This window comes from Streptomyces sp. ALB3, from assembly GCF_044385685.1.
Taxonomy (GTDB): domain Bacteria; phylum Actinomycetota; class Actinomycetes; order Streptomycetales; family Streptomycetaceae; genus Streptomyces.
Map to the genome: position 1 here is coordinate 101,983 of NZ_JBISCE010000038.1, position 25,035 is coordinate 127,017.

Below are 25,035 nucleotides of genomic sequence, written 5' to 3' on the forward strand. Positions count from 1 at the left end.
AGAACCATGCCCAGCACTCACCCCGCACACCGCCGGCCGCGTGCCGCGCTCGCCATGGGAGCGGACGCCGCAGCCGCGGTGCTCACCCCCGACTCCCTGGCGGCCCTGGCCGAGGTGTGCGTCCTCGCCCCCGGACCCGCGATCGCCGACTTCACCACCGAGGCGGCCCGGGCCGTGCTAGCGGACACCGAGATCCTGGTCACCGGCTGGGGCTGCCCGCCGGTCCACGCGGGTGTCCTGGCCGCCGCGCCCGCGCTGCGGGCCGTCGTGCACACGGCGGGAACGGTGCGCGGCCATGTCACCGATGCCTGTTGGGACAGGGGCATCGAGGTGTCGTCGGCCGCCGCGGCCAACGCGCTGCCGGTCGCGGAGTACACCCTCGCCATGATCCTGCTGTCCGGCAAGAGGGTCCTGGAGCGGGCCCGGGACTTCCGGGCCACCCGCGTGCGCGACGCCTGGCTCGCCGCGCCGCCCGACGTCGGCAACTACCGCCGCACGGTGGGCGTTCTGTCCGCCTCACTGATCGGCCGGCGGGTGATCGAACTGCTGCGGCCGTACGACCTGCGGGTGCTGCTGCACGATCCGTACGTCACGGAGGAGGAGGCCGCCGGGCTCGGTGTCCGGCCGATCACCCTGGCCGGGCTGTTCGCGGAGAGCGACGTGGTCAGCGTCCACACCCCCCTGCTGCCCGAGACGACGGGGCTGGTCAGCCGCGGACTCCTCACCTCCATGCGGCCCGGTGCCGTCCTGATCAACACCTCCCGGGGTGCTGTGGTCGACCAGGACGCCCTCACCGACGTACTGCGGACGGAACGGATCCGGGCGGTTCTGGACGTCACCGACCCGGATCCGCTCCCGGCCGGCCACCCGCTGTGGGAATGCGGCAACGCGACCATCACCCCGCATCTCGCCGGATCCCAGGGCAACGAACTGCGGCGGCTGGCCGATCTGGCGATCGGCGAGGTCGCCCGCTGGGCCGCGGGCGACGGTTTCGCCCACCCCGTACGACGCGAAAGGCTGGCTTTCCTCGCATGACCTCCACTCCCTTCCGACTCCCCCCCGACGACCGTGGAACGAGCCCGTACACCGGTTACACCCGGAGCCACTGGGAAGCGGCGGCGGACGGCATGCTGGACGCCGCCTGGAGGTGGGCCACCCCCGGAAGCGCCCTCATCGACCTGCCGGGCCGCCCGTCCCGCTCCGGCGTCCGGTCCGACGGCCTGGAGGGCTACGCCCGTACGTTCCTCACCGCCGCGTTCCGGGTCGCCGGGGCGCAGGGCAAGGACCCGCACAACTGGCTGGAGCGTTATGCCGACGGACTGGCGGCCGGTACCCGCACGGCCGGGCGGGACGACGCCGAGTCCTGGCCGCTGATCCTGGACCACACCGTGGCCGGCCAGCCGATGGTGGAGTCGGCGTCGGTGGCGATCGGGCTGCGGCTGACCCGCCCGTGGCTGTGGGACCGGCTCGACGCAGCCACCCAGGACCGGACGGAGGAATGGCTGCGCGGCGCCCTGCGGCACACGCCGGCGCCCAACAACTGGTACCTCTTCCCGTTCTCCGTCGCCGGGTTCCTGGAGTCGGCCGGCCGGGGCGACGCGGAGACGGCCCGGGCCCGGCAGCGGGCGCTCGACCTGCTGGAGGTCTGGTACCGCGGCGAGGGGTGGTACGCGGACGGGGACGGGCGCGCCTTCGACCACTACAACGGCTGGGCTCTGCACCTGTATCCCGTGCTGGACGCGTACCTGTCGGGCGACGCGGAACTCTCCGCGCACCACGGCGCGCGGCTGAGCGAGCACCTGGAGAGCTTCGCGCTGATGTTCGGCGGGGACGGCGCTCCGCTGCACTTCGGGCGCTCCCTCACCTACCGTTTCGCGGCGGGCGCGGCGGTCGGGATGGGCGCGGTGTCCGGGCACACACCCCTGGCGCCTGGTGTCTCGCGCAGGCTGATCAGCGGCTCGCTGCGGTACTTCCTGGAGCGCGGTTCGGCCGGGGACGACGGTCTGCTGAGCCTGGGATGGCACGGTCCGCACGAAGCGACGCTCCAGGTGTACTCCGGTCCGTCCTCGCCCTACTGGGCGTCGAAGGCCTTCGTCGCCCTGCTGGCCCCGGACCACCACCCGCTGTGGACGGCCGAGGAGGAGGCCGCGCCCAGCGAGGGTCCGGACCGGGTGCTGTCGCTGCCCTCCCCGGGGCTGCTGGTGCAGACGACCCGGGCGGACGGCATCGTGCGGCTCCACAACCACGGCAGTGACCACGTCCGGCCCCATGAGGGCGAGACGGCGGACCTGTCCGACCCGCTCTACGCCCGCCTCGCGTACTCGACGGCCACCGGCCCCACGGCGTCCGCGAACACGGCGGACAACCATCTGTCGCTACGGATCGCCGGCTCCCGCAGCAGCCGGGTCCGGATCCGCCCGCTGGGCGCGGGACACGGCGAGGGCTGGGGCTGGGCCGCGTCCTGGCACAGCCCGGTCTTCCCGGAGGGTCCACCGGCCTGGCCCGGCCTGCGGGTGGAGAGCGTGACCGTCGTCCGGGGGCGGTACGAACTGCGGGTGCACCGCGTCCTGGGCGCGCCCGCCGGGACGCGGGCCGAGCAGACGGGCTGGGCGACGGCCCCCGGGGGCGCGGTGCGCTCCGCGCTGCACGGGCTGCGCGGCTGGTCGCAGCAGGAGGAGGTGCGGGCTCCGCAGGGCACGGCGTTCACGCCGTGGGCCGTGCTGCCCCGGCTCGGCGCCGATGTGGAGGGGACCGAGGTGCTCGTGGCGCTGGCCTCGCTCACCGCCGAGCCGGATGCCGGCCCTCTCGCCTCCGCCGTGAGCGGAGTGGACGCAGACGGGGAGACGATCACGGTGCGGTGGGCCGACGACGGTACGACGACGCGTGTCTGTTTCGCACCACTGGGGGTCACCCACGGGCTCTGATGCCCGCCGCACCTGGGCACGGACGGCCGCCGGCGCGTGCGGTCACGCGTCGGCGGGCCCGTCGTGCCCGGTCAGCGCGGGGAGCAGATCCCGTTCCTCGCGGTCGAAGTGCGCCTCCAGGTCCGACGCCAGTCGTGCGAGGCCGTTCCTGAGCGCCTCCGCCTCGTCCGCGTCGGCCCGGCCGGGGAGGCGGCCCAGCAGCGCTTCGATGCCGGCCAGGGCGTCCGCCACGGCGCGGTGCTCCTCACGCAGCCGCGCGATCGGGGTGGCGAGGCGCGGAAACTGCTTCTCGAATGCGGTGAAGGCGCCGTCCTCGCTCATGTGGTGCGTGTGGAGGGCATCGCAGAACGTCAGACAGTGTGTGGCCAGTCGCCGGCCCATGGACGGCTCCGCCGGTGTGGACCCGTGTGGTGCGCGCGGTCCGGCGAGATATTCGTCGACGTCCTGGCGCAGTGTGGCGAGGTCCTTCCGGAGTTCGCCGTGGACACGCAGGAGGAAGGCACCGAGAGCGCGGTTGCGCTCCGGGTCGGAGAGGTCGAGGCGGTTCAGCGATATCACCGGGATGACCCGGGTGGTGCCGGCCTGGTAGGCGATGAAAGCGGGGTCGCGTGCGCACTGCGCCTGGTAGAGGCGGTCGCGCTCCTCGCCGTCGACCGGCACCGCTGTGGCGGCGAACGTCTCCACTCCGCCGTCGCCGGTGCCGATCTCCACGGTGACCCGGGGATCGGCGAGCAGGTTCCTGTACCAGTCGGGGTGTCTGGGCCCGCCCGCGTTGGAGGCGAAGACGAGTAACCGGTCACCGTCCTGGGCGTACACCGCCGGGTTGGTGCGGGTCCGGCCGCTGCGGGCCCCGGTGGTGGTCAGCAGCAGGAGCGGCGCGCCGGCGAACATCCCGCCCACCGTGCCGCCGTTCGCGCGGAACTCCTCGATGACCTGCTGGTTGAAGGCAGCGGGCGAAGGACTCTGCTCAGTCACGACATCAGCCTTTCGATAGCATCACACCACACACTTATTTGCTTCGAAAGCAAATAAGCTTTGACCACAAAGCTATTGAGGGGTGAGGACCGTGTCAACCGTCGGCCCGACACATGGGGGCCCCGATGGCGATGTCGACGAATCGATCCGGGAGCTGCTCCTCCTCATGCCACGCATGGTGGGACGGGCCAAACGGGTTCCCGTACCGGAGGAGCTCCGGACGCTCGCGCTCGCCCCGCGGCACCTGTCGCTGCTCGCCTACCTGCTCTTCGACGGGCCGATGGGCGTCAACGGCCTCGCGTCGAGGCTGGGGGTGGCGCCGACGACCGTCAGCCTGATGGTGGGCGAGTTGAGCCGGAAGGGTGTCCTGGAGAGGCGGGAGTCGGAGGCCGACCGGCGCCGGAAGATCGTGAGCATCTCCGAGGAGCACCGGGACACGATCCAGCGGTGGCTGGGACGCGGCGCGACAGCTTGGCGGCAGGCACTCGCCCCGCTGACGGCCGACCAGCGGCGGATGTTCGTCGACACCCTCGCGGCCTACGAGCGGGGCCTCGGCGAGGACTGAGGGATTGCGTAACAGGCGGCGTGCGACCGCGAAGGAAACAGAAGACGTCGTCGCCCTTAACGGAATATCGCGGAACCGGAAATGCGATGAGACGGTGCCCGAAAACTCGCGAAGTCCCTCGAATTCATGACCGGGAAGGACTTCGCGCCGTTACGCTGAACCCGCTTCGCCGAGTGGCGCGGCGGCCGACAGGATGCCCGGGGAGGGCTCCGAACTCGGCCTTCGGGGGGTGCGGGAGATCCGAGGGGGAGATTTCGCCACGCGGTGGAAACGGTTGAGGGCGCGCGCTGTCCGCCCTTCACACCCATCCGGGAGAACGGCCCGACCACGCGACCGGAAATGCTTCGCGGGCCAGGTTTCCGCAGTCCCCTGATTCTTCTGATGACGAGTGAGGAATACCGGTGCGACGCATCACGTCCGTAATTCTGTCCCTGAGCGCCCTTCTGGCGGTCTCCGTGTCCACCTCACCCACCGCCGGGGCCACGCCGGTGGCCGGCAGACCGGCTGCCGTGCCCGGCGGCTGGGAGAAGGTGGACGGAGCCGGGTCGGCGCGCGTCACGGAGGGGGCTGAATCCCTTCGGTCCCCGTTCGCCGCCGGTGGCCGGGTATCCGCCTCCGCGGAGACCGAACTCGTGGCCCTGCAGTCGGCTCGCAATGCGCAGTTCGTCGCCACGGAGGTGAACTACGCCGCCCCTCACACCGGTGTTCTGCGGGCCCGCTCCCTCGACGTGGGTGGCTCGTGGGAGGGTTTCGCCCTCGAATGGGACGAGGCCTCCGCGACGTTCGCCATGAAGTCCCTGGCGAACAACCGTTACGTGGCGGTCGAGAAGAACTACACCGGTGGTGCGCAGAACGTGTTGCGTGCCCGGTCCACCAGCGCGGGCGGCTGGGAGCGGTTCGTCCTGTGGCACAACGAGGTCCTGGGCCGCTGGGCGCTGCAGTCCACGCTGAACGGGCTCTTCGTCACCATGGAGAACGGCTACACAGGATCGCTCCAGTACTCGCTGCGCGCCCGGTCCGCCGACATCACCGGGTCCTGGGAGGAGTTCGTCCTCTACGACCTCGGCGCCTGACTCGGGGCCGGGGCCCCTGGGGTCCGCGCGGGGACGCGGGCACCAGGGGCCGCGGTGCCACGGTGGCACCGCGCCGGCATCACACGTCGGTGCGGATCACCACGGCGAGCGTGCGGGGACCGTGGACGCCTTCCACCCGTTCCAGTTCGATGTCGGACGTGGCCGAAGGACCGCTGATCAGGGTGGTCGGCCTCTCCGGCACCAGCCTTGCCACCGCCTCCGGGACTCCTGCCACGACCGAGGACAGGTCGACGACGCACACGTGGAGGTCGGGGACGAGGGACAGGGCACGCCGGCCCTGGTCGGGCGATCCGTCCAGGAAGATCGTGCCGGTCTCCGCGCAGCTGACGGCGGAGGCCGTCACCACGCCGTCCAGGGCGCCGAGACTTGGCGCGGGGATGTCCGCCGAGTCCCGCCGGACCTCCCCGCCGTAGGCGCTGAGCCACCGTTCGTCCAGTCCGTCCGGAACACCGATGCGCCGTGCGCCGCGCGCGTGCAGGATCTCGGCGATCACCTCGGCCGTGCGGTCGCCCGTACAGGGGTGGACCTGCGCCTTGTAGTCGACCAGCCGGCCGGTCAGCAGTGCGAGACGCTCGCCGTCCGGGAGGGTGCGGGCGGTGCGGTAGAGGCGGGGGACCTCCGCCTCGGGGGTCGGAGCGAGTGCCAGGGCGTCCCTGATGCGGCCGAGTACCGTCTCGCGGGCGGTGGGCGCGGTCACCGGTCCTCCCCCGCGTCCCCGTGGGTGCGTCCGGCGCCTTCCTCGGCTGCGGCGCGCAGGGTCGCCGCACCCTCCTCCGATGCCAGCCAGGAGCGGAAGGACTGCTTGGGCGGGACGGCGGTGTCGCGGCTGTCGCTCCAGCCGCTGAGCGGTGCGGGCAGACGCGAGAGGGTGCCGTCGCGCCCTCCGACGGCTCTGGCGAGGGAGGCCGCCTTCTGTGCCGCGGTGAAGAGCCTGGGCTGCTTCATCACTCGGGCCGCAGCCCTCATGGCGAGCTTCTCCCCTGTGATGCCGGACTGCTCGGTGTGCTGATGACGCAGCTCGACGAGCATCGAGGGGATGTCGATCTTCACGGGGCAGGCGTCGAAGCAGGCTCCGCAGAGGCTGGAGGCATACGGTAGCGAGCTGTTGGGGTCGTTCCTGGCCGCGTCCATCCCGGCGAGCTGAGGGGTGAGTACCGCGCCGATCGGACCGGGGTACGTCGATCCGTACGCGTGGCCGCCGGCCCGTTCGTAGACGGGGCAGACGTTGAGGCAGGCGGAGCAGCGGATGCAGTTGAGCGCCTCGCGGCCGATCGTGTCGGCGAGCGCGGCGGTGCGGCCGTTGTCGAGGAGTACCAGATGGAAGTCCTGCGGCCCGTCGCCCGGTGTCACGCCGGTCCACAGCGAGGTGTACGGGTTCATCCGCTCGCCGGTCGAGGAGCGGGGCAGCAGCTGGAGGAACACCTCCAGGTCCTGGTAGCGCGGCAGGACCTTTTCGATGCCCATCACGGTGATGAGGGTGTCCGGGAGGGTCAGGCACATCCGCCCGTTGCCCTCCGACTCGACCACGGCGAGGGTGCCCGTCTCCGCGATGCCGAAGTTGGCTCCCGAGACGGCCACCTTGGTCGTCATGAACTTCTCACGCAGGTAGGCCCGTGCCGTGGCGGCGAGATGGGCGGGCACGTTGTCGAGGTCCGGATCGACGCCGGGGATCCCGTCGAGGAAGATCTGCCGGATCTCGTCCCGGTTGCGGTGGATCGCGGGCACCAGGATGTGCGAGGGCTTGTCGTGGGCGAGCTGCACGATGAGCTCGGCCAGATCGGTCTCGTACGCGGTGATGCCGGCTGCTTCGAGGTGCTCGTTGAGCCCGATCTCCTGGGTGGCCATCGACTTGACCTTGATGACCTCACTGCTGCCGGTCGCTCTGATCAGCCGGGTGACGATCTCGTCCGCCTCGACGCCGTCCCGCGCCCAGTGGACGGTGCCGCCCCGCTCGGTGACGTTCCGCTCCAGTTGCTCCAGCAGTTCGGGAAGACGGTTCATGGTGTCGGTCTTGATGGCCGATCCGGCGTCGCGCAGGTGTTCCCAGTCAGGGAGTTCACCGGTGACGTCCAGGCGCTTGGCCCGGATGGTGCGGGTGGCCCTGCCGAGGTTGCGGCGCAGCTGGTCGTCGCGGAGTCCGTCATGCGCCGCCTCGGGGAACTTCCGGTCGCCTCGCAGATTCCCCGTGCCGTACGGGGAGCGGGGCGGGGCGGCGGGCATGCCGAGGAACGTGCTCATCGGGCGGCCTCCATCGGGGTGTACGGCGCGGTGCGGGTGGATCCGAGGATCTGGGCGAGATGCAGGGTGCGCGTACCGGACCTGATGCGCGAGAGCCCCCCGCCGATGTGCATCAGGCAGGACGCGTCGCCGGCCGAGCACACCTCGGCCTTCGTGTCGCGGATGGCGCGCATCTTGTCGTGCAGCATCGCGGTGGAGGTCTCCGCGTTCTTGAGGGCGAAGGTCCCGCCGAAGCCGCAGCAGGAGTCGGCCTCGGGCAGCTCGACGAGATCGATCTCCTCGACCGCGCGCAGCAGCTTCAGCGGCTTGTCACCGACCCGGAGCATGCGCAGGGAGTGGCAGGTGGGGTGATAGGTGACCCGGTGCGGGAAGTACGCACCGACCTGGGTGACACCGAGGACGTCGACGAGGAGCTCGGAGAGTTCGTACGTCTTGGCCTTGACCACGGCGACCCCGGCGCGCAGCGCGGCGTCGCCGTACCGCTCGGCGACGATCTCGTGCTGGTGGCGGACCGAGCCGGCGCACGAGCCGGACGGCATGACGACCGCGTCGATCGAGGCGTCCCCGAACTGCTGGGCGAAGTTGCGCACCAGCGGGACGGGCTCGCGCTGGTAGCCGGTGTTGACGTGCATCTGGCCGCAGCAGGTCTGGTCCGGCGGGAAGACCACCTCGTGGCCCAGTCGGGCCAGCAGCACCGCGGTCGATCTGACCACCTCCGGGAAGAGGGTGTCTCCCAGACAGGTGGCGAAGAGTCCGATACGCATGGAGCCTCCCCGTTCGCTTATGGTCCGACCATAGTAGCCTCAGTCCGCATGAGAAAGACCGGGGAAAGGCCGGGGAAGCCTGGTGGGGGCACACGCACAAGGGGCGGGGGAGGGGGGGGGGCCCCCTCCCCCCCCCCCCCCCCCGCCACTCCCCGAGTGGTGCGGCGAGGCGGTCTCCACGGTCCCCCCGAGCCGGCCGCGCAGCGTCGCGACCACGTCCGCGTCACCGACCGCGACCCACTTCCGGCCGACGAGGTACGAGCCGCCGTAGTCGTTGGCCTCGTCGAGCCACTCCCGCTGGCCGCGGTCGGTGGCGAAGGTGGCCAGGACGTAGCGTCCGTCGCCGGTGGTGCAGTTGGCCTGTCTGATCTCCTCGGCGTCGGTCTGCACGTCCGGCTCGCAGTGCGCCTTCGAGGCGAGCTGTTCCAGGGTCCCGCTCGCGGTGGGCGGTACGGCGGGCCTGTCGTCGCCGTCCGCTCCCCCGCCGCACGCGGTGAGCAGGGCGAGCCCCGCCAGCACGGCCGCGGTCACCCGGCGGGCACTTCCTCGTCGCCACTCCAGCTGCTCCGGCATCCGGCCATCCTGCCCCGGCCCCACCGGCTCGCGCGGGCGAACCGCACAACCCGCCCCGGAGCGCGCGCGCCGGAGTGACCATCGCACCATTCGCTCGTTCAGCTGCACATGCCCCCTCTGCCAGCAGTACCGCCGCCCGCCGGCCGTCCGTACGCGGAGCAGGCCGCCGGGGAACCGGCCGAGGCCGTGCCCGCCGAGCACTACGCGCGGCTGGCGCGTATCGCCTATCTCGTCCTGCCGCCCTCGCCCGGCCGCAACCGGCGGGTGCTGTCGGCCCACCGGCTGGCCCAGCGGGCTCTGACCGGCGGGCGGGACGCCGGTCCCGGGCGCGCGTACGAACGCGTGCGGCTCCGGTTGCTGCGGTCCGCGCTGGAGGCGGGACGGCCGCTGCTCCGGCCGTCCCGGCCCCGGAGGGCGCAGTTCCCCCCGCTGGTGCCCCAGGTGTGGGGGCTGCGGCTCCTCCCGCACTCCTGCGGCGCGGACGAGCTGGCGCTGGAACAGGCCCTCGCCGAGGTGTCGGGAGCCTGCCGGGCGGCGTACGTGCTGCGGGGGCTCGAAGGGCTCGACGACGCCGAGGTGTGCCGGGTGCTCGGCGCGGCGGGCGTACCGGACCCAGGGGCGGCGCTGCTGGAGGCCGACTCGCTCACGCCGCCCCACGCGCTGCTGGCGTCGACGGAGTTCGACCCGTGTTCCCTCCAGGTGCGGCCGGCCGATCCGGCCCGGCGGCGGCGCCGGGCGGGCACCGTCCTGGCGGGAGTCGGCGCCCTGCTGGTCTGCGGGACGCTGCTCCTGCTGCCGGCGGACGGCCTGGGCGGCCCGCGGGCCGCTTCCGCGCCGCTCTACGCACGTCATCACACCGCTCAGCGGGCCCTGGATCCCGCCGCGTTGCGCCGGGTGCCCGACGGGCTCTGGCGGGGCTCCACACGCCGGGACTTCACCGTCTGGCCGACGCGCGGCGACCGGACCGGGGACACCTCTCTGCTGCGCCGCGCCCTCGCCTCCTGGGCGCGGCCGGGTCCGGCGGTGGTCCCGTCGGCGACCCCCGGGACGCCCGACGGTCCGCCGATGGGGCCTCCGCAGCTGCTGTTCGCGGGGGAGGTCGGGCCCGCGGCGGTCGTGCTGTTCCACGACGGGCTGCGTGTCGTGCGCTACGCGGAGCCGCGGAACGCCGATCCGTCCGGGGGCGCGGCGCTGGACTTCGCCCGGGTGGACGGCGCGGACGCGGTGGCGGCCGGCGCGCTGGTGGTGCGGCGCGACGCCGGCAGGATCCGCTACCTGACCGCGCCATGGACGGAACGGGCCGGTGTGCGGGACCTGCTCGCACCGCGCCAGGGTGCCCGGCCGCTGCCGCGCGACCGTCACGGGGTGACCGATCCGCTGACGGGGCCGCGGACCCGGGCGGGGGGCGACGACTGCCGGTCCTGGCCGGTCCTGGAGCTGAGGGACGGCCCGGTGGCACGTCTGATGACGGATCTCGGTGAGCTCACGCCCGTGCGCCTCACCTCCGGGGTGCCGTCGGCTCCGCACGACGTGTCGGGGCGTGCCGAGCGGGAGAGCTGGGCGCGTACCGCCTGTCTCCTTCCGGCACTGCGGTCCCACGGGGTCCGGTCGGTGAACTCCTGGCTGTACGCGGATCAGCGGCTGCCGGAGGGCGGGGGGCACGCCCGGTGGTCCTGCACCAGGGCGGACACCTGGCGGGGTACGGGCAGCAGGGTCCTGGCACAGTTCCAGGCGCCGCCCGGGGTGTCGGGTGGCGCCGGGTCCCCGGGAGCGGTGGCGGCCCGTGCCGAGGGCGTGCCGGACTGCGGGATACGCAGGCCCCGGGTGCTGGCCGGCGTGCTGTGGAGGTCGGGCAGCGGGCGGTGGTACGTACTGGCGGCGGGCTCACGGCAGTTCGCGTCCCTCTCGGCGACCGGGGGTGTCGAGGGCCGGTCGGACGGCCGGCTGCTGGTGCTGCCGGCCGGGGAGGGCGACCGGCCCCGGCTCGACGGGCTGCTGAAGGGCGGTGGCCGGGCGGGCTCACTGCGCTGAGCGGGGAGGGCGGGAGTGCGGCAGGTGGCTGCCGGCCTTGCCCCGATAGGCTGGTGCGCATGAGGAGCGGGGTGCGGCGCAGGATGGGTGTCGACGAGCGCAGGGCCCAGTTGATCGGCGTCGCACTGGAGTTGTTCAGTCACCGTTCGCCCGACGAGGTGTCGATCGACGAGATCGCGGCGGCGGCCGGTATCTCCCGCCCGCTCGTCTACCACTACTTCCCGGGGAAGCGCAGCCTGTACGAGGCGGCGCTGAGGCGGGCCGCCGACGAGCTGTCCGGCCGCTTCCTGGAGGCGCACGAAGGGCCCCTCGGTGCCAGGCTCGTGCGGGTGATGCACCGGTTCTTCGACTTCGTCGAGGAGCACGGCCCGGGCTTCGCCGCGCTGACGCGGGGCGGCCCGTCAGGTGGCCCCTCCACGGCCGGCGCCCTGGTGGACGAGGTGCGGCAGGCGGCGTACGAGCAGATCGTCGCGCATCTCGGCGTATCGTCCCCGCCGGCCCGGCTGGAGCTCGTCGTGCGGACCTGGGTGTCGCTGGCCGAGTCGACGGCGCTGCTCTGGCTCGACGGGAAGCGCATTCCCCGTGCCGAGCTGGAGTTGCAGCTGGTGCACGACTTCGCGGCGCTGGCGTCGGTGAGCGCGGCGTACGACCAGGAGATGGCGGGCATCATGCTGCGGGTCTTCGCACAGGAGCCGGCGGACGGCCCGTTCGGCGAACTGCTCGCCAGGCTCTCGGTCCTGGCACCCGCCGCACCGGCCGTCCCGCCGCAGCGGCTGCCTCAGTTCTTCCGGTAGGACGCGTCCAGGTCCCGGACCTCGGCGGAGGTGTGGACGGTGAGGCCGTCCACGGGCCGGAGGTGCCCGGCCAGCAGCTGGAGAACGGCTTCCGTCAGCCGCGCCTTGGTCTCGGGGCTCCGGCCGGGCAGCATCGCGATCGAGACGTTGACGAGGCAGTCGCCCGTCGCGGCGTCGCCGACGACGGAGTCCCCGGCCCGGTGGAACCGGGTCTTGCAGGCGGGGACCTTGGTGGACACGGTCTCGGCGACGAGCGGGTGCAGGGCCAGCGCGAAGCCACGGCGGTCGAAGCTGTCGTCGAGCTCCGCGGAGTAGTCGACGGTGATCTGCGGCATCAAACGCTCCTGATCGAGGGTGCGAGTACGCATACGTGTACGACGTGCATGCACGTGTACGACGTCAGCTTCGCGTGAACCGGGCGGCCCGCACAAGGGAGGTCCACGACACGGACCGGCCGGCCTCCGGCTCCGGGGCGGTGAACGCCTGGAGCCGGGGACCGGCCGGTGGTGCGGGGCCTGCTCCGTACGGACCACCGCGGGGGCCCGGCCCGTACGTCAGGCTGTGGGCGTCAGCGCTGGGAGAACACGGCGACCGTGCGTCCCGGCACGGTGAAGCGGCCCGGTCCCCTCTCGTAGGCGGACTTCTTGACCGTGGCGTCCGCGCCACCCGCCTGGACGGGGTGCAGGGCGTAGGACTTCCCGGCCAGCCCGGGCACGTCCTGGCTGCGGGTGCCCGGCGTGGCGTTCATGACGACGACGAGCCCGCCGAGGCGCATCGTGATGACGCCGGGGGTCTCCTGCGTGCCGGAGAGCGGGAAGGACAGGGTGTCCTGGACCTGCTCGGCGGTCTCCAGGCCGAAGTCCTTCTCGGTGGCGCGGATCGTGAGCAGGTCCTGGTAGGCGGCGGAGGCACCCGTGATCTGCGCGCAGCCGGGGTTCAGCGCGGCGGAGGCCAGCAGCGGCTTGCCGTAGGACCACTTGTCCTTGTTGTCGGCGGCGGGCGGCAGGCCCCGGCCGAAGCCGTTGCCCTTGCGGCAGTCCCAGTGCAGTGCGTTGAACCAGTCGCCGCTGTCGTAGGAGTTGCGGTCCAGCGACTTCGAACGCAGCAGGTCGGTGCCCGCCTGGGAGAGCGCCGGTCCCTGCGAGAGCACGGCGGTCGCCATCGCCAGGACCTGCATGCGGGCCCGGTCGGCTGCCGTGGTGTCCGCCGGGAGCTTGAAGGCGAGGGCGTCGTAGAGGGTCTCGTTGTCGTGGGCGTCGGCGTAGGCGAGGGCGTCACCGGGCGCTTCCGCGTATCCGGCGGGGGCCCCGTTGTAGTCGACGGCCGAGCCCTTGACCGTGCGGCCCCGGGTGTCGGTGAAGGTGTAGTCGGCGAGGTTGCCGGTGAGGCCGACCTTGATCAGGTCCTGGTAGTGGAGCAGCCGCGCCTTCTGTTCGGCCTCGGTGCCGTTGGCGGAGGAGGTGTTGGGGTCGGTGTAGAGGCCGGAGGCGAAGCCCTGGACGCCGGGGTCCTCGTCGAAGGGGCCTCCGCCGCGCACGGCGTCGCGTGCCCGGTCGGAGAAGGTGGCGATGCCGGTACCGGCCATGTTCTTCTGGGTGGCCTGGACGAAGCGGGCGTCGTCGGCGATCTCACCGAAGTTCCAGCCCTCGCCGTACAGGATGACGTTCTTCCCGTCGACGCCGTCCTCGGCGACGGTCAGCTCGTCGAGTGCCTTGCGGACCGCGAGGATGTTGGCCTTGGGGTGGTGTCCCATCAGGTCGAAGCGGAAGCCGTCGACCTTGTACTCCTTCGCCCAGGTGACGACCGAGTCCACGACGAGCTTGCCCATCATGGTGTTCTCGGGCGCGGTGTTGGCGCAGCAGGTCGAGGTGGCGACGGTGCCGTCCTCCAGGAGCCGCTGGTAGTAGCCGGGCACGATCTTGTCGAGGACCGACTTGTCGTCCTGGCCGGAGGCGACGGTGTGGTTGTAGACGACGTCCATGACGGTCCGCAGTCCGGCGCCGTTGAGGCCCTGGACCATCTGCCGGAACTCGACGGTGCGCTTCGTGCCGTCGGGGTCGGAGGCGTAACTGCCCTCGGGGACCGTGTAGTGCAGCGGGTCGTAGCCCCAGTTGAAGGCGTCCTTCGCGGCGGCCTTCGCGACGCAGGCCTGCTGTTCCTCGGAGTCGGGGGCGTGGACGGACAGGTCGCAGGCCGGCCGCTGCCGGTCGGACTCCTTCTCGGGGATGGTCCCGATGTCGAAGGCGGGCAGCAGGTGCACGTAGCCGGTGCCGGCGTCCGCCAGCTCCTTGAGGTGCTTCATCCCGTCGGAGCGGGTGTCGGTGAAGGCGAGGTACTGGCCCGGGTGCTTCGACGTGGTGTCCGTGACCGAGAAGTCGCGGACGTGCAGTTCCTGGATCTGGGCGTCCCGCAGCGGGGCCGCGGCGGGCTTCTTCAGGCCGGCCCAGCCGCGCGGGGCCAGCTTCGGGTCGTCGAGGTCGACGACGAGGCTGCGTGCGGAGTCGGTGGTCAGGGCGGTGGAGTAGGGGTCGGTCACCTTGTTGGTGACCAGCTTCTGGACGCTGGGCGCCCAGACCTGGACGGCGTAGCGGTAGGGCTTGCCGTTCCAGCTCTTCTTCCCGGTGGCCGACCAGACGCCGGTGCGGTCGTCGCGCCGCATCGGGAGGGTCTTCCCGTCGAGTTCGAGGGAGACGGTCCGGGCGGTGGGCGCCCAGACGGAGAGCACCGGGCTTCCCTTGCGGAAGACGGGGCCGAGGGCGGCGCCGCTCGCGGCCTTCCCGTACAGCTCGTCCAGGACGCCCGCGGTCTGGACGCCGGTCGCGGCGAGCAGGGCGCCGTTGGCGGCGCGCTGGGTGGCGATCAGCTGGCCGCGCAGTGACTCACGGACCCTGTCCCGGTCACGGGTGTCGACGGTGAAGGCCGGATAGTCCTTCAGGTGCGGGTACTTCGCCTTCTGCGCGTCGGTCAGTTCCGTGGCACCGAGCCGCAGCCACTGCCCCTCGTCGGAGAGCGCCCCGTCGACGACGGAGATGCCGCCGTTCTTCGCGTACACGAGCTGCTGGCTGGTGGCGTCGGTGGCCTTCACCTTCCAGACGACGGTGTTCGCGTCGATCCACTGGGCCTCGGCCTTGGTGAGGTCGGGCGTCGGCACGCCTCCGGCCTGCGGCAGCAGGTAGCCGGGCTTCCCGCCGAGCATCCAGACCTCGTGCCCGTGCGACGCGATGTCCAGGGACTGGTCGCTGGGGAGGTCCTTCTCGTCGCCCTTGTGGAGGATGTAGCTGAGCGAGGTGGCGCCGTCGGTGAGCGGGACCTCGAAGGTCACCCCGTAGGCGTCGGTCTTCACGGGCCGCAGGGGCTTGGCCCAGTCCGTGGGGGCGGCGGCACCGGTCCAGGTGTGCAGGCCCCAGCCGTCGTAGTCGCCGTCGGCGCGGTGGTAGTGCAGGACGGCCTTGGAGGTGTCCTGCGCCGGGGCCTCGGGCGCCTCGGTGGCCTGCTCGTCCTTGCCCTGCTCGATCCAGACCTGGCCGGTCCTGGCGAGGTCGACGGTGCGCTCGGGGCCGTCGGCGGTCCCGTTCTTCTCGACCGTGTACGGGACGGCGGAGGCGCCCTCCTCCAGGTCGATCCAGGCGAAGGCGCCGTAGGCGTCCCGGCCGATGAAGTCGGCCTTCTTGTCCCCGGACTTCAGCTGCCAGCCCTCGTAGTCGCCGTCCGCGCGCTTGTAGTGGACGACGGCGTGGTCACGCTCGACGGCGACGGGCTTCGGGGCGGGCGGGGCCTGGCCGGCGGTCGTGGAGGCGAGGGCGCTCGCGGTACGTCCGGCGCGGTCGATCACCACGGCCTTGTAGCGCAGCGGGGTCCCGGCCTTCACCGAGTCGTCCAGGTGCTGGGTGACCTTGTACGGGGCGTGGTCGGCGGAGCCGAGGGTGGTCCACCTGCCGTTGCCGGTCTGCGCGGCGAAGACGACGCGGTTCAGGTCTCCCCCGTCGACGTCGGCGGTGAGCTCGACGGTGCCGGTCGCTCCGGCGGCCGGGGCCTTCAGGGTGACCGACGGCTTCGTGGCGGGGGCGCCGAGCGGCTTGTCGGCGCGGAGCACGACGCTGGACAGCGCGGGCACGGTGACCTCGACGGTCTTGTCCGCGGCACTGCGCACCGACCCGGATCCTCCGTAGAGCGTACGGAAGTTCATCCCCGCCGACTCGGTGGCGATCTCGACGGTCCTCGCCTCGGTGGCGTTGTTGGCGGCGACGACGTACTCGTACGGGCGCTTGGTGTCCGTACGCGAGAAGGCGTGGACGGAGTCCTCGGCGTAGCGCTCGGTCTGCACGCCGTCGCGCAGGGCCGGGTGTTCCCGGGTGAGCTTCGACAGGGCCGAGACGGACCGGTAGAGCGGGTGCTCCGTGTCGTACGCGTCGGAGGCGTGCGTACGGTCGGTACCGAGCTGGTCGTCGTCGAGGTAGTCGGCGGTCTTCGAGGCGAACAGCGTCTGACGGGCGTCCTTGTCGCCGCCCGCTCCGGTGTAACCCTGTTCGTCGCCGTAGTAGATCACCGGGTTGCCGCGGCCGAGGAACATCAGTTCGTTGGCGAGGCGGGCCCGCTTCAGGAGTTCGGCGTCGCCGGCCTCCGGGTTGTCCTGCTTCAGGAAGGTGCCGATCCGGCCCATGTCGTGGTTGCCGAGGAAGGTCACCTGCTCGTAGGCGTTGGCCTTGTCGGTGGTGTAGCGGTAGTCGTCACCGTAGACCGCGGCGAGCTTCGAGGCCGGGGCGCCCTGGGAGGCGTACTGCCGGGCGGCTTCCTGGAACGGGAAGTCGAGCGTCGCGTCGAGCCTGCCCCGCGTCACGTAGGGCGAGGTGATCGCGGTGTCGGCGGAGTAGACCTCGCCGAACATGAAGAAGTCGTCGCGGCCCCGCTTCGCCGCGTACTCGTCGAGCGCGGTCGCCCACTGGGTCCAGAAGTCGAGGTCGACGTGCTTGACGGTGTCGATGCGGAAGCCGTCGATGTCGAAGTCGCGGACCCACCTCTCGTAGATCTTCTCCATGCCGGAGACGACCTCGGGGCGCTCGGTCCACAGGTCGTCGAGGCCGGAGAAGTCGCCGTACTCGGTGGACTCGCCGGCGTAGGTCGAGTCGCCCCTGTTGTGGTACATCGTGCTGTCGTTGAGCCAGGACGGGACCTTCTTCCCCGTGTTGCGCGGGGTGTACGGGAAGGAGCCGGCGTCCACCTCCTCGACGCCCCGGGTGTCGTCGAAGGGCCGGCCGGTCCTGTCGAGGTACGGGAAGGCGCCCTTGGGCTTGTAGCCGTACTTCTTCTCCGCGTAGTCGACGGTGTCGGCGGTGTGGTTGGTGATGACGTCGAAGAAGACCTTCATGCCCTTGCCGTGGGCCTTGTCGATCAGCTTCGTGAGGTCGGCGTTGGTGCCGAAGTGCGGGTCGACCTGGGTGAAGTCGGTTATCCAGTAACCGTGGTAGCCGGCCGACGCGTTGTCGCCGGTGCCCTGGACGGGCCGGTTCTTGAAGATCGGGGCGAGCCAGATGGCGGTGGTGCCGAGCCCCTTGATGTAGTCGAGCCGCTGGGTGAGGCCCTTGAGGTCGCCGCCCTGGTAGAAGCCCTTGTCCGTGGGGTCGTAGCCGGTCTCCAGCCGTGAGCCGGTCAGCCCGCCGCGGTCGTTGGAGGTGTCGCCGTTCGCGAACCGGTCGGGCAGCACGAAGTAGAACTGCTCGCGGGTCAGGTCGTGCCTGGCCGGCTCGTTCGCGAGTTTCGCGTCCGAGGGCGGGGACGGAGGTCTGGGCGCGGCGGACGCGGAGGCCGCCGGTACGACGGGGAGCAGCGCCGCGCACAGTGCGGCGACGGCTCCCCGCCGGAGGGTGGATCGGGACACGGGCGGGTACTCCTCGGCTTTCGGGGATCGGGCGGTGTGGAGCGGTGCGGGCCGGGGACGCTCACCCTCGCGTCCCCGGCCCGCGGAGGTGTGGTTCAGCCGCGCCAGACGTCGGCGGTCAACGTGGCCTTCCCGGAGGAGGGCACGGTGGCGGTGCGGTTGGCGCCGCTCTCCCAGGTGACGTTGCCGCTCGCGTCCTTGCGGAGGTACTTGTACTCGAACGTGGTGCCTGCGGGCAGGGCGACGTCGAGCTTCCAGACGGGGTACGTCGCCGGGTCGAGCTTCAGTGCGCTGCCGGGTGCCCAGGCGCCGAGCGCGGACGTGTTGCCGGTGACGTAGATGTTCTGCCCGGGTTGCGTGGTGGCGTTCACACCGAAGGAGGCGCCGGCCTCACCGTTGCCGGGGTCCGGGTCCGGGGTGGTTCCGCCGCCGGCGCAGGTGCGGGCGGCGACGTGGAGGGCCAGGGCCGTACCGGGACCGACCGTGGCGGTGAACTGGCCGGAGCCGTTGACCGTGACGCCCCTGCCGGACTGGACGTCGCAGTAGTCACCGGCGGGCAGTGACGTCTGGAACGTGCGGCTCAGCGAGGAGCCCTCGTGGTTGATGGCGACGTACGCCTTGGAGCCACGGCCGAAGGCGATCTGGTCGCCTCCGTTGTCCCACCAGTTCGAGACCCCCTGCCCGCGGGCGGCGTTGCGGAAGCCGACCATGGAGGAGATCTCACGCCAGGCGTGCTGGCACTTCCAGCCGTCGCTGTAGCAGGCGTTCACCTGGCCCCCGGCGGGCGGCCCGGCGTCGTGGTTGCTGAACTCGTAGCCGGAGTGGACGTCCGGGGATCCGTAGGGGTAGGCCAGCATGAAGACACTGGCCAGGGTGTACTTCGAGCCGTCCTTGTAGTTCAGGGTGTCGCCGCCGCGCTCGGTGTCGTGGTTGTCGACGAAGACGGCGGACTTCCCGGACTCCATGAAGCCCCAGCCCTCCCCGAAGTTCTTGAGGCCGGCGAGGTTCTCGTTGTTGAAGACCTGCTTGAGGCTGCGGCCATAGCGGAACTCCTGCACGTCGCCGCTGCCGAGGTACTCGGAGGGTGAGACGGCCTCGCCGGCGCCGTGGATCGCCTCGTGCTTCCAGTACACGCCGGTGTTGCCGAGCCGGGACTTGATGTTCGCCAGGTCGGCGGCCGGCATGTGCTTGGCGGCGTCTATCCGGAAGCCGTCGACGCCGAGGGAGAGCAGGTCGTTGAGGTAGCCGGCGATCCGGCCGCGCACGTAGTCCTCACCGGTGTCCAGGTCGGCGAGGCCGACCAGTTCGCAGTTCTGGACGTTGCCCCGGTCCCCGTAGTTGCTGATCTGCGACTGGCAGTCGTTCATGTCGCTGACCGAGTAGGTGCCCGGGTAGTCGTACTTGGTGTAGGAGGAGCCTCCCGTGCCGGTGCCCGATCCGGCCGACATGTGGTTGATCACGGAGTCGGCGATGACCTTGACCCCTGCCGCGTGGCAGGTGCTCACCATGCCGGCGAAGGCGGCGCGGTCGCCGAGCCGGCCGGCGATTCTGTAGCTGACGGGCTGGTAGGAGGTCCACCACTGGCCGCCCTGGATGTGTTCCTGGGGCGGCGAGACCTGGACGAAGCCGTAGCCCGCGGGGCCGAGGCTGTCCGTGCACGCCTTGGCCACGGACGAGAACTTCCACTCGAACATCACCGCGGTGACGTCCTTCCCGCCGGGCGGTGCGGCCTGGGCGGTTCCGGCGGCGCCGAGTCCGGTGGGGACGGCGAGGACAGCGGCTCCCATGGTGAGGGCGAGCGCGCCCGACAAGGGTCTGCGTGCCATGACTTTCCTCCTGCGGTGGGGGAAGTGCGGGGATGGCGGAGCAGCCTCACATGGCAACGCGCCGTGCCCTCAAGGCTCATGAAGGTTCTTGCAGCAAGGATGCAAAACCTCGTGTGCGGCAGACCGTACGAGCCCGGCCTGCCCTGGTCAACCCCCTGGACATCACGCGAACACATCCCGCTCACATCCAGGAAATCTCGGGGATTTCTTCCTGCAAGGTCTTACGCAAGATATTGCGGTGCTGTTAAGTTCATCCCGACTCCGGCCCGGTCGGCCGGGGGGCCGGTACGCCGGGCCCCACGCGCCCGGCCGACCGGGCCGGTCATGCCACGGAGAGGCTCCCGTAGTCACCTCCCCGTCGGCCCATCCCGGGCCGACTGCGGGGCCTCTCCCGCGCGTGACGGACCGTCCGCCCACCGGCCGCCCCACGGCCGGCTTCTCGCGGTGCCTCCGACCGGTCATGATGGGCTCCGCGTGCGGGGCCGTTCCCGGACCCCACGGCTGACGACTGGGTACTACGTCCTCGGGGGGAAACGGCATGGTGCGTACAGGGGTCTATCTCGCACACCCACGGCCCGGCAGCTTCAACCACGCGGTGTTCGACGCCGTGGTGCGGGAGCTGCGCGACCGCGGGAGCGACGTGGTCGCGCACGACCTCTGCGCGGAGGGGTTCGCGCCCGGACTGACCGCCGGCGAGACGGAGACGGTCCGCTCCGCCACGGCCGCCGACGACGCGCGACTGGCCGCGCACCGGGCGGAGGTGGCCACCCTCGACGCCATGGTGTTCGTCCACCCCAACTGGTGGGGCATGCCGCCGGCGGTCCTCACCGGGTGGGTGCAGCGGGTGCTCGTACCGGGTGTCGCCTACAAGCTGGACGCCTCGGACGGGGAGCCGCAGGGCCTGCTGAAGGCGGGCCGTGCCCTCGTCCTCAACACCTCGGACACTCCCGCCGACCGCGAGGAGAGTGAGTTCGGGGATCCGCTGGAGAAGATCTGGTCGGCATGTGTCCTGCCGTACGTGGGGGTCACGGACGTACGCCGGGTCGTCTTCCGGACGGTCACCGACTCCTCCGACGCCGCCCGCGCCTCCTGGCTGCGCGAGGCGCGTGACCACGCCGCCGCGCTGCTGCTCCGGCACCCGGCGGGTTCCACCCACCCGCCGGGTAACGGCCGGGCCCGGCACGGGTGTTAGTTTCCTCCCTGTGGCAGGACACCAGGACCGGACCGGGGCGGCCTACGACGAGGTCGTCGAGCTGTACGCGTCGCTGTTCGCCGACCGGCTGGAGAAGCAGCCCTTCGCCCGGGCCATGATCGGCACCTTCGCCGAGCTGGTGCGCGGGACGGGGAACCTGCGGGCAGCCGATGTCGGGTGCGGACCGGGGCACCTCACGGCCATGCTGCACGACCTGGGGCTGGCGCCCTTCGGGCTCGACCTCTCCCCGGGCATGGTCGACCACGCCCGGCGGGCCCACCCGGCGCTGCGGTTCGACGAGGCGCGGATGGAGGCCCTGCCGGTCGGGGACCGCGCGCTCGGCGGGGTACTGGCCCACTACTCGATGATCCACACCCCGCCCGGGGAACTCCCCGCGCTGCTCGACGAACAGGTGCGCGTGCTGGCACCGGGGGGCGTGCTCCTGGTCTCCTTCTTCGGGAACGAGGGACCGGAGCCGGTGCGCTTCGACCACAAGGTGGCGCCCGCCTACTGCTGGCCGGTGGACCGGTTCGCCGGGTTGCTGGCCGGGGCCGGGCTCGTCACGGTCGCCCGGCTGCTCCACGACCCGGCCTCGGAGCGGGGCTTCCTCGACGCCCACCTGCTGGCCCGCCGCCCTCCGGTCTGATCGCCGGCCCCGGCCCGCGGAGGTCGAGCCGAGCCCGGGGGAACCGGCTCAGCTCGAGGCCGTGTCGCCGGGCTGGACGAGACAGCACCCCGGCCGGGCCCAGGAGTCGTGGCCGTGCCCTACCGCCTGGGCGGTGGTGCGCGGATCCGCGGCCAGGTCGACGGCGAACGCCACCCGGTCGAGCCCGGGCCCGTCGTAGTCCCGCATCACGGGTGAGGCCGTGAAGCCCAGCCGGGTGTGGAAGGCCCGCGACGCCGTGTTCTCCGGGCTGGTGACGCAGTGCACGGAGCGACGGCCGTGGGACCGGGCCAGTGCGAAGAAGGACCGGTAGAGAGCTCGCCCGACACCCTGCCCGTGCAGCGCCGGGTCGACGCCGGCGAAGTGGACGTAGGCGGCCTCGGGCTCCGCCTGCGACATGAATCCGACCAGGAAGGCGGCGATCCCGCCGTCGTCGCGTTCGACCACGAAGCTGGTGGTGGTGAAGTGCTGGAAGTACAACCGGGGCAGCAGCAGCGCGCGTTCCACGGATCCCGCCTCACCCTTCAGGCCGCCCCACCACGCGTCCAGCACGGCGAGCACGCGGGAGTGGTCCTCTTCGACGGGATGCCGGGCCCTGAGGCAGCCGGGAAGGTCATCGATCACCTGTGCATTCTGCCGACACACCGGGGCGTCGCGCACGTCATCACGGAATCACACGACCTGCGGGAGTCTCACCCGGTCCTGTGGCGCCGGGCGCTCCGGCCGGTACGCGGGACGGGGCCGGGTCCCCCCTCCGGACCCGGCCCCGTCCTCCACGCGCCGGCTCAGGCGCTGCGCACCGCCGCCGTGGATCCGCGTACCACGAGCTCCGGCTGGAACACGTACTCGGTGCGCTGCACGGGGCTTCCGCCGATCTCCTCCAGCAGGGCGCCGACGGCGGCCGAGGCCATCGCCTGGACGGGCTGGCGCACCGTGGTCAGGGGCGGGTCGGTGAAGGCGATGAGCTGGGAGTCGTCGAACCCGACGACCGAGACGTCACGCGGGACGTCCAGCCCCCTCCCCCGGGCCGCCCGGACGACGCCGAGCGCCATGAGGTCGCTGCCGCAGACGATGCCGGTGCACCCCTGGTCGAGGAGCGCCCCGGCCGCGACCTGGCCGCCCTCGACGCCGAACAGGGTGGAGCAGACGAGCGGTTCGGCTTCCTCCCGCTCCATGCCGAGCACGGCGACGGCCGCGTCGAGAAAGCCGTCGCGCTTGCGCCGGGAGGGCACGTAGCGCTGCGGCCCGATCGCCAGGCCGATCCTGCGGTGTCCGAGCTCGGCGAGATGGCCGACGGCCATCCGTACGGCGGCCTGGTCGTCGGGCGAGACGAACGGGGCGCTGATGCGCTCGTTGTAGCCGTTGATGAGGACGAACGGCACCCCGCGGTCGCTGAGGGCGGCGTAGCGCGCCGGGTCGGCCGAGGTGTCGGCGTGCAGGCCGGACAGGAAGACGATCCCGCCGACGCCCCGCTCGACGAGCTGCTCGACCAGCTCGTCCTCGGTGGCACCGCCGGGCAGCTGGGTGCAGAGCACGGGCGTGTAACCGTGCCCCGCGAGCACCTGCTCCACCGACTGCGCGAACGCCGGGAAGATCGGGTTGACGAGTTCGGGCGTCACGAGCCCGATCAGCCCCGCGCTGCGCTGCCGCAGCCGTACGGGGCGTTCGTAGCCGAGGATGTCGAGCGCCGCGAGCACCCGCTGACGCGTGGTGTCCGCGACGCCCGGCTTCCCGTTCAGCACCCGGCTGACGGTGGCCTCGCTGACCGCGGCCTGACCGGCGATGTCGGAGAGCCGCAGCGCCGGTCCGGTCCTCGGAGCGGGGACGGTCACACCGTCCACCACACCGTGGTGTCCGCGGGCAGCTCGACCGTGGCGCCGTCGGCGGTCACCGGGCCGCTGGCGAGCAGCAGGGTGCCGGGGGCGGCGAGCCGGACCGGCGCGCCCGTCGTGTTGACGGTGCAGACGAAGCCCGGGCGGCCGAGGACGAGCACGCCGTCGGGGGCGTCCAGCCACTCGACGTCCGTGCCGGCGCCGAGGCCCGGGTGCTCGCGCCGGGCCGCGATCGCGGCGCGGTACAGCTCCAGCGTGGAGCCCTCCGTACCGGTCTGCGCCTCGACGGACAGCCCGCCCCAGCTGTCGGGCTGCGGCAGCCAGCTGCCGCCGCCGCCGAAGCCGTACGAGCTGCCCGTGCGGGTCCACGGGATCGGCACGCGGCATCCGTCGCGGAAGCCGTCCTGGCCCTCGGCGCGGAAGAACGACGGGTCCTGGCGGGCCTCGTCGGGCAGGTCGGTGACGTCGGGCAGTCCCAGTTCCTCGCCCTGGTAGACGTAGGCGGAGCCGGGCAGGGCCAGCATCAGCAGGGTCGCCGCCCGTGCCCTGCGCAGGCCGAGTTCGCGGTCGCCGGGGGTACGGATCTGGGTGCCCAGGCCCGGCGGGTTGCCGAAGCGGGTGGTGTGCCGGGTCACGTCGTGGTTGGAGAGCACCCAGGTGGTGGGTGCGCCGACCGGACGCATGGCGTCGAGCGAGGAGTCGATGACGGCGCGCAGCTCGGCGGCGTCCCACGCGGTCGACAGGTACTGGAAGTTGAAGGCCTGGTGCATCTCGTCGGGGCGCACGTAGTTGGCGGTGCGCTCGACGGTGGGCGTCCACGCCTCGGCGACGAGGATGCGCTCGCCGGGGTACTCGTCGAGGACGGTGCGCCAGCTGCGGTAGATCTCGTGCACACCGTCCTGGTCGAAGAACGGCATGACATCGTTGCCCAGCAGTTTCAGCTGGTCGTGCGACCCGAGGTCCGGCAGCCCCTCCGCCTTGACGAGGCCGTGGGCGACGTCGACACGGAAGCCGTCGACGCCCATGTCGAGCCAGAAGCGCAGGATCGACCTGAACTCGTCGGCGACGGCCGGGTGGTCCCAGTTGAAGTCGGGCTGCTCGGGTGCGAAGAGGTGCAGGTACCACTCGCCGGGGGTGCCGTCGGGTTCGGTGGTCCGGGTCCAGGCCGGTCCGCCGAAGATGGACTCCCAGTCGTTGGGCGGGAGTTCGCCGTCGACACCCTTGCCCGGGCGGAAGTGGTAGCGCTCACGCAGGGCGGAGCCGGGACCTTCGGCGAGGGCCCGCTTGAACCACTCGTGCTGGTCGGAGGAGTGGTTGGGCACCAGGTCGACGATGACGCGCAGACCCAGGCCGTGGGCCTCGCGGATCAGTTCGTCGGCGTCCAGGAGTGTGCCGAACATCGGGTCGATGGCCCGGTAGTCGGCGACGTCGTAGCCCGCGTCGGCCTGCGGTGAGGCGTAGAAGGGGCTGAGCCAGACGGCGTCGACACCGAGGTCCCGGAGGTACGGGAGCCGCGCGGTGACGCCCGGGAGGTCGCCCATGCCGTCGCCGTCGCCGTCGGCGAAGCTCCGTGGGTAGACCTGGTAGATCACCGCGTCCTGCCACCAGCCGGTGCGGTGGCCCGGGGAGTCGTCGGACGTGCCGGTGGAGGGGGCAGCGAGGTGCTGGGTCATGTCGTCCCTGGGGTG

19 protein-coding genes are annotated in these 25,035 nt (G+C 72.0%); 8 read left to right on the forward strand and 11 right to left on the reverse strand.

Translation table 11 applies throughout. From position 1 onward, the window contains the following. Nucleotides 1-6 precede the first annotated feature (6 nt). Entirely contained in the window at nucleotides 7-1,035 is a 1,029-nt protein-coding gene (locus ACHFIV_RS24245) for a hydroxyacid dehydrogenase (protein WP_398972780.1), read from the forward strand. Next, the gene (locus ACHFIV_RS24250) at nucleotides 1,032-2,924 is read left to right on the forward strand and encodes a DUF2264 domain-containing protein (protein ID WP_398972782.1); all 1,893 of its coding nucleotides are present in this window, start codon (nucleotides 1,032-1,034) and stop codon (nucleotides 2,922-2,924) included. The genes ACHFIV_RS24245 and ACHFIV_RS24250 overlap by 4 nt, the downstream gene beginning before the upstream one ends. 42 nt (nucleotides 2,925-2,966) lie before the next feature. Here the strand turns inward: ACHFIV_RS24250 and ACHFIV_RS24255 are convergent, their stop codons facing one another. Beyond that, nucleotides 2,967-3,899 carry a nitroreductase/quinone reductase family protein gene (locus tag ACHFIV_RS24255; RefSeq protein WP_398972785.1) on the reverse strand — a complete coding sequence of 311 codons (933 nt, stop codon included), beginning with the start codon at nucleotides 3,897-3,899 and terminating at the stop codon, nucleotides 2,967-2,969. 166 nt (nucleotides 3,900-4,065) lie between these two features. Between ACHFIV_RS24255 and ACHFIV_RS24260 the strand changes: the two genes are divergently transcribed. After that, on the forward strand, nucleotides 4,066-4,464 hold the full coding sequence (locus tag ACHFIV_RS24260; protein ID WP_398972788.1) for a MarR family winged helix-turn-helix transcriptional regulator: 399 nt from the start codon (nucleotides 4,066-4,068) through the stop codon (nucleotides 4,462-4,464). A gap of 410 nt (nucleotides 4,465-4,874) precedes the next feature. After that, a complete protein-coding gene (locus ACHFIV_RS24265) occupies nucleotides 4,875-5,537 on the forward strand; it encodes a fascin domain-containing protein (RefSeq protein WP_398973018.1) in 663 nt (220 codons plus the stop codon). Nucleotides 5,538-5,616: 79 nt separating this feature from the next. On the opposite strand, the gene ACHFIV_RS24270 is transcribed toward ACHFIV_RS24265, so the two are convergent. The 4 genes from ACHFIV_RS24270 to ACHFIV_RS24285 are packed head-to-tail and all read right to left on the reverse strand — an operon-like array spanning nucleotide 5,617 to nucleotide 9,133. Next, complete coding sequence (locus tag ACHFIV_RS24270) at nucleotides 5,617-6,255, reverse strand: lactate utilization protein C (protein ID WP_398972791.1); 639 nt, start codon at nucleotides 6,253-6,255, stop codon at nucleotides 5,617-5,619. Further along, nucleotides 6,252-7,796 (reverse strand): lactate utilization protein B, encoded by a 1,545-nt coding sequence (locus ACHFIV_RS24275; RefSeq protein WP_398972793.1) that lies wholly within the window; start codon nucleotides 7,794-7,796, stop codon nucleotides 6,252-6,254. The genes ACHFIV_RS24270 and ACHFIV_RS24275 overlap by 4 nt, the downstream gene beginning before the upstream one ends. Continuing rightward, on the reverse strand, nucleotides 7,793-8,560 hold the full coding sequence (locus tag ACHFIV_RS24280) for a (Fe-S)-binding protein (RefSeq protein ID WP_398972796.1): 768 nt from the start codon (nucleotides 8,558-8,560) through the stop codon (nucleotides 7,793-7,795). The genes ACHFIV_RS24275 and ACHFIV_RS24280 overlap by 4 nt, the downstream gene beginning before the upstream one ends. 39 nt (nucleotides 8,561-8,599) lie before the next feature. Further along, a complete protein-coding gene (locus ACHFIV_RS24285; RefSeq protein WP_398972798.1) occupies nucleotides 8,600-9,133 on the reverse strand; it encodes a hypothetical protein in 534 nt (177 codons plus the stop codon). Between the two features lie 108 nt (nucleotides 9,134-9,241). Between ACHFIV_RS24285 and ACHFIV_RS24290 the strand changes: the two genes are divergently transcribed. Continuing rightward, nucleotides 9,242-11,164, forward strand: a complete 1,923-nt coding sequence (locus ACHFIV_RS24290; protein WP_398972801.1) for a hypothetical protein — start codon at nucleotides 9,242-9,244, stop codon at nucleotides 11,162-11,164. A gap of 59 nt (nucleotides 11,165-11,223) precedes the next feature. After that, on the forward strand, nucleotides 11,224-11,958 hold the full coding sequence (locus ACHFIV_RS24295; RefSeq protein ID WP_398972804.1) for a TetR/AcrR family transcriptional regulator: 735 nt from the start codon (nucleotides 11,224-11,226) through the stop codon (nucleotides 11,956-11,958). Here the strand turns inward: ACHFIV_RS24295 and ACHFIV_RS24300 are convergent. The 3 genes from ACHFIV_RS24300 to ACHFIV_RS24310 all read right to left on the reverse strand — a co-directional run bounded on the left by ACHFIV_RS24300 (nucleotide 11,943) and on the right by ACHFIV_RS24310 (nucleotide 19,659). After that, entirely contained in the window at nucleotides 11,943-12,293 is a 351-nt protein-coding gene (locus ACHFIV_RS24300; RefSeq protein WP_398972807.1) for a 5-carboxymethyl-2-hydroxymuconate Delta-isomerase, read from the reverse strand. The two genes, ACHFIV_RS24295 and ACHFIV_RS24300, sit on opposite strands and share 16 nt — an antisense overlap. A gap of 233 nt (nucleotides 12,294-12,526) precedes the next feature. After that, nucleotides 12,527-17,833, reverse strand: coding sequence for a pullulanase-type alpha-1,6-glucosidase (gene pulA / locus ACHFIV_RS24305; protein ID WP_398972808.1), 5,307 nt, complete (start codon nucleotides 17,831-17,833; stop codon nucleotides 12,527-12,529). 95 nt (nucleotides 17,834-17,928) lie between these two features. Beyond that, nucleotides 17,929-19,659 carry a carbohydrate-binding module family 20 domain-containing protein gene (locus ACHFIV_RS24310; protein WP_398972811.1) on the reverse strand — a complete coding sequence of 577 codons (1,731 nt, stop codon included), beginning with the start codon at nucleotides 19,657-19,659 and terminating at the stop codon, nucleotides 17,929-17,931. A gap of 538 nt (nucleotides 19,660-20,197) precedes the next feature. Between ACHFIV_RS24310 and ACHFIV_RS24315 the strand changes: the two genes are divergently transcribed. Further along, nucleotides 20,198-20,851, forward strand: coding sequence for an NAD(P)H-dependent oxidoreductase (locus ACHFIV_RS24315; protein ID WP_398972814.1), 654 nt, complete (start codon nucleotides 20,198-20,200; stop codon nucleotides 20,849-20,851). Between the two features lie 10 nt (nucleotides 20,852-20,861). After that, on the forward strand, nucleotides 20,862-21,497 hold the full coding sequence (locus tag ACHFIV_RS24320; protein ID WP_398972817.1) for a class I SAM-dependent methyltransferase: 636 nt from the start codon (nucleotides 20,862-20,864) through the stop codon (nucleotides 21,495-21,497). Nucleotides 21,498-21,545: 48 nt separating this feature from the next. Here the strand turns inward: ACHFIV_RS24320 and ACHFIV_RS24325 are convergent, their stop codons facing one another. From ACHFIV_RS24325 to ACHFIV_RS24335, 3 genes are all read right to left on the reverse strand, one after another. Next, complete coding sequence (locus ACHFIV_RS24325) at nucleotides 21,546-22,139, reverse strand: GNAT family N-acetyltransferase (RefSeq protein WP_398972820.1); 594 nt, start codon at nucleotides 22,137-22,139, stop codon at nucleotides 21,546-21,548. A 161-nt stretch (nucleotides 22,140-22,300) separates the two neighbouring features. Beyond that, nucleotides 22,301-23,359 (reverse strand): LacI family DNA-binding transcriptional regulator, encoded by a 1,059-nt coding sequence (locus tag ACHFIV_RS24330; protein ID WP_398972823.1) that lies wholly within the window; start codon nucleotides 23,357-23,359, stop codon nucleotides 22,301-22,303. Next, on the reverse strand, nucleotides 23,344-25,020 hold the full coding sequence (locus ACHFIV_RS24335; protein WP_398972826.1) for a glycoside hydrolase family 13 protein: 1,677 nt from the start codon (nucleotides 25,018-25,020) through the stop codon (nucleotides 23,344-23,346). The genes ACHFIV_RS24330 and ACHFIV_RS24335 overlap by 16 nt, the downstream gene beginning before the upstream one ends. Nucleotides 25,021-25,035: the final 15 nt, after the last annotated feature.

What these genes read in the sequence shown, in the direction of transcription:
- ACHFIV_RS24280 (WP_398972796.1), bottom strand. Translation starts at nt 8,560, where the DNA reads ATGCGTATCGGACTCTTCGCCACCTGTCTGGGAGACACCCTCTTCCCG.
- ACHFIV_RS24315 (WP_398972814.1), top strand. Translation starts at nt 20,198, where the DNA reads ATGGTGCGTACAGGGGTCTATCTCGCACACCCACGGCCCGGCAGCTTC.
- ACHFIV_RS24275 (WP_398972793.1), bottom strand. Translation starts at nt 7,796, where the DNA reads ATGAGCACGTTCCTCGGCATGCCCGCCGCCCCGCCCCGCTCCCCGTAC.
- ACHFIV_RS24290 (WP_398972801.1), top strand. Translation starts at nt 9,242, where the DNA reads ATGCCCCCTCTGCCAGCAGTACCGCCGCCCGCCGGCCGTCCGTACGCG.
- ACHFIV_RS24335 (WP_398972826.1), bottom strand. Translation starts at nt 25,020, where the DNA reads ATGACCCAGCACCTCGCTGCCCCCTCCACCGGCACGTCCGACGACTCC.
- ACHFIV_RS24295 (WP_398972804.1), top strand. Translation starts at nt 11,224, where the DNA reads ATGAGGAGCGGGGTGCGGCGCAGGATGGGTGTCGACGAGCGCAGGGCC.
- ACHFIV_RS24300 (WP_398972807.1), bottom strand. Translation starts at nt 12,293, where the DNA reads ATGCCGCAGATCACCGTCGACTACTCCGCGGAGCTCGACGACAGCTTC.
- ACHFIV_RS24250 (WP_398972782.1), top strand. Translation starts at nt 1,032, where the DNA reads ATGACCTCCACTCCCTTCCGACTCCCCCCCGACGACCGTGGAACGAGC.
- ACHFIV_RS24245 (WP_398972780.1), top strand. Translation starts at nt 7, where the DNA reads ATGCCCAGCACTCACCCCGCACACCGCCGGCCGCGTGCCGCGCTCGCC.
- ACHFIV_RS24260 (WP_398972788.1), top strand. Translation starts at nt 4,066, where the DNA reads ATGCCACGCATGGTGGGACGGGCCAAACGGGTTCCCGTACCGGAGGAG.
- ACHFIV_RS24285 (WP_398972798.1), bottom strand. Translation starts at nt 9,133, where the DNA reads ATGCCGGAGCAGCTGGAGTGGCGACGAGGAAGTGCCCGCCGGGTGACC.
- ACHFIV_RS24310 (WP_398972811.1), bottom strand. Translation starts at nt 19,659, where the DNA reads ATGGCACGCAGACCCTTGTCGGGCGCGCTCGCCCTCACCATGGGAGCC.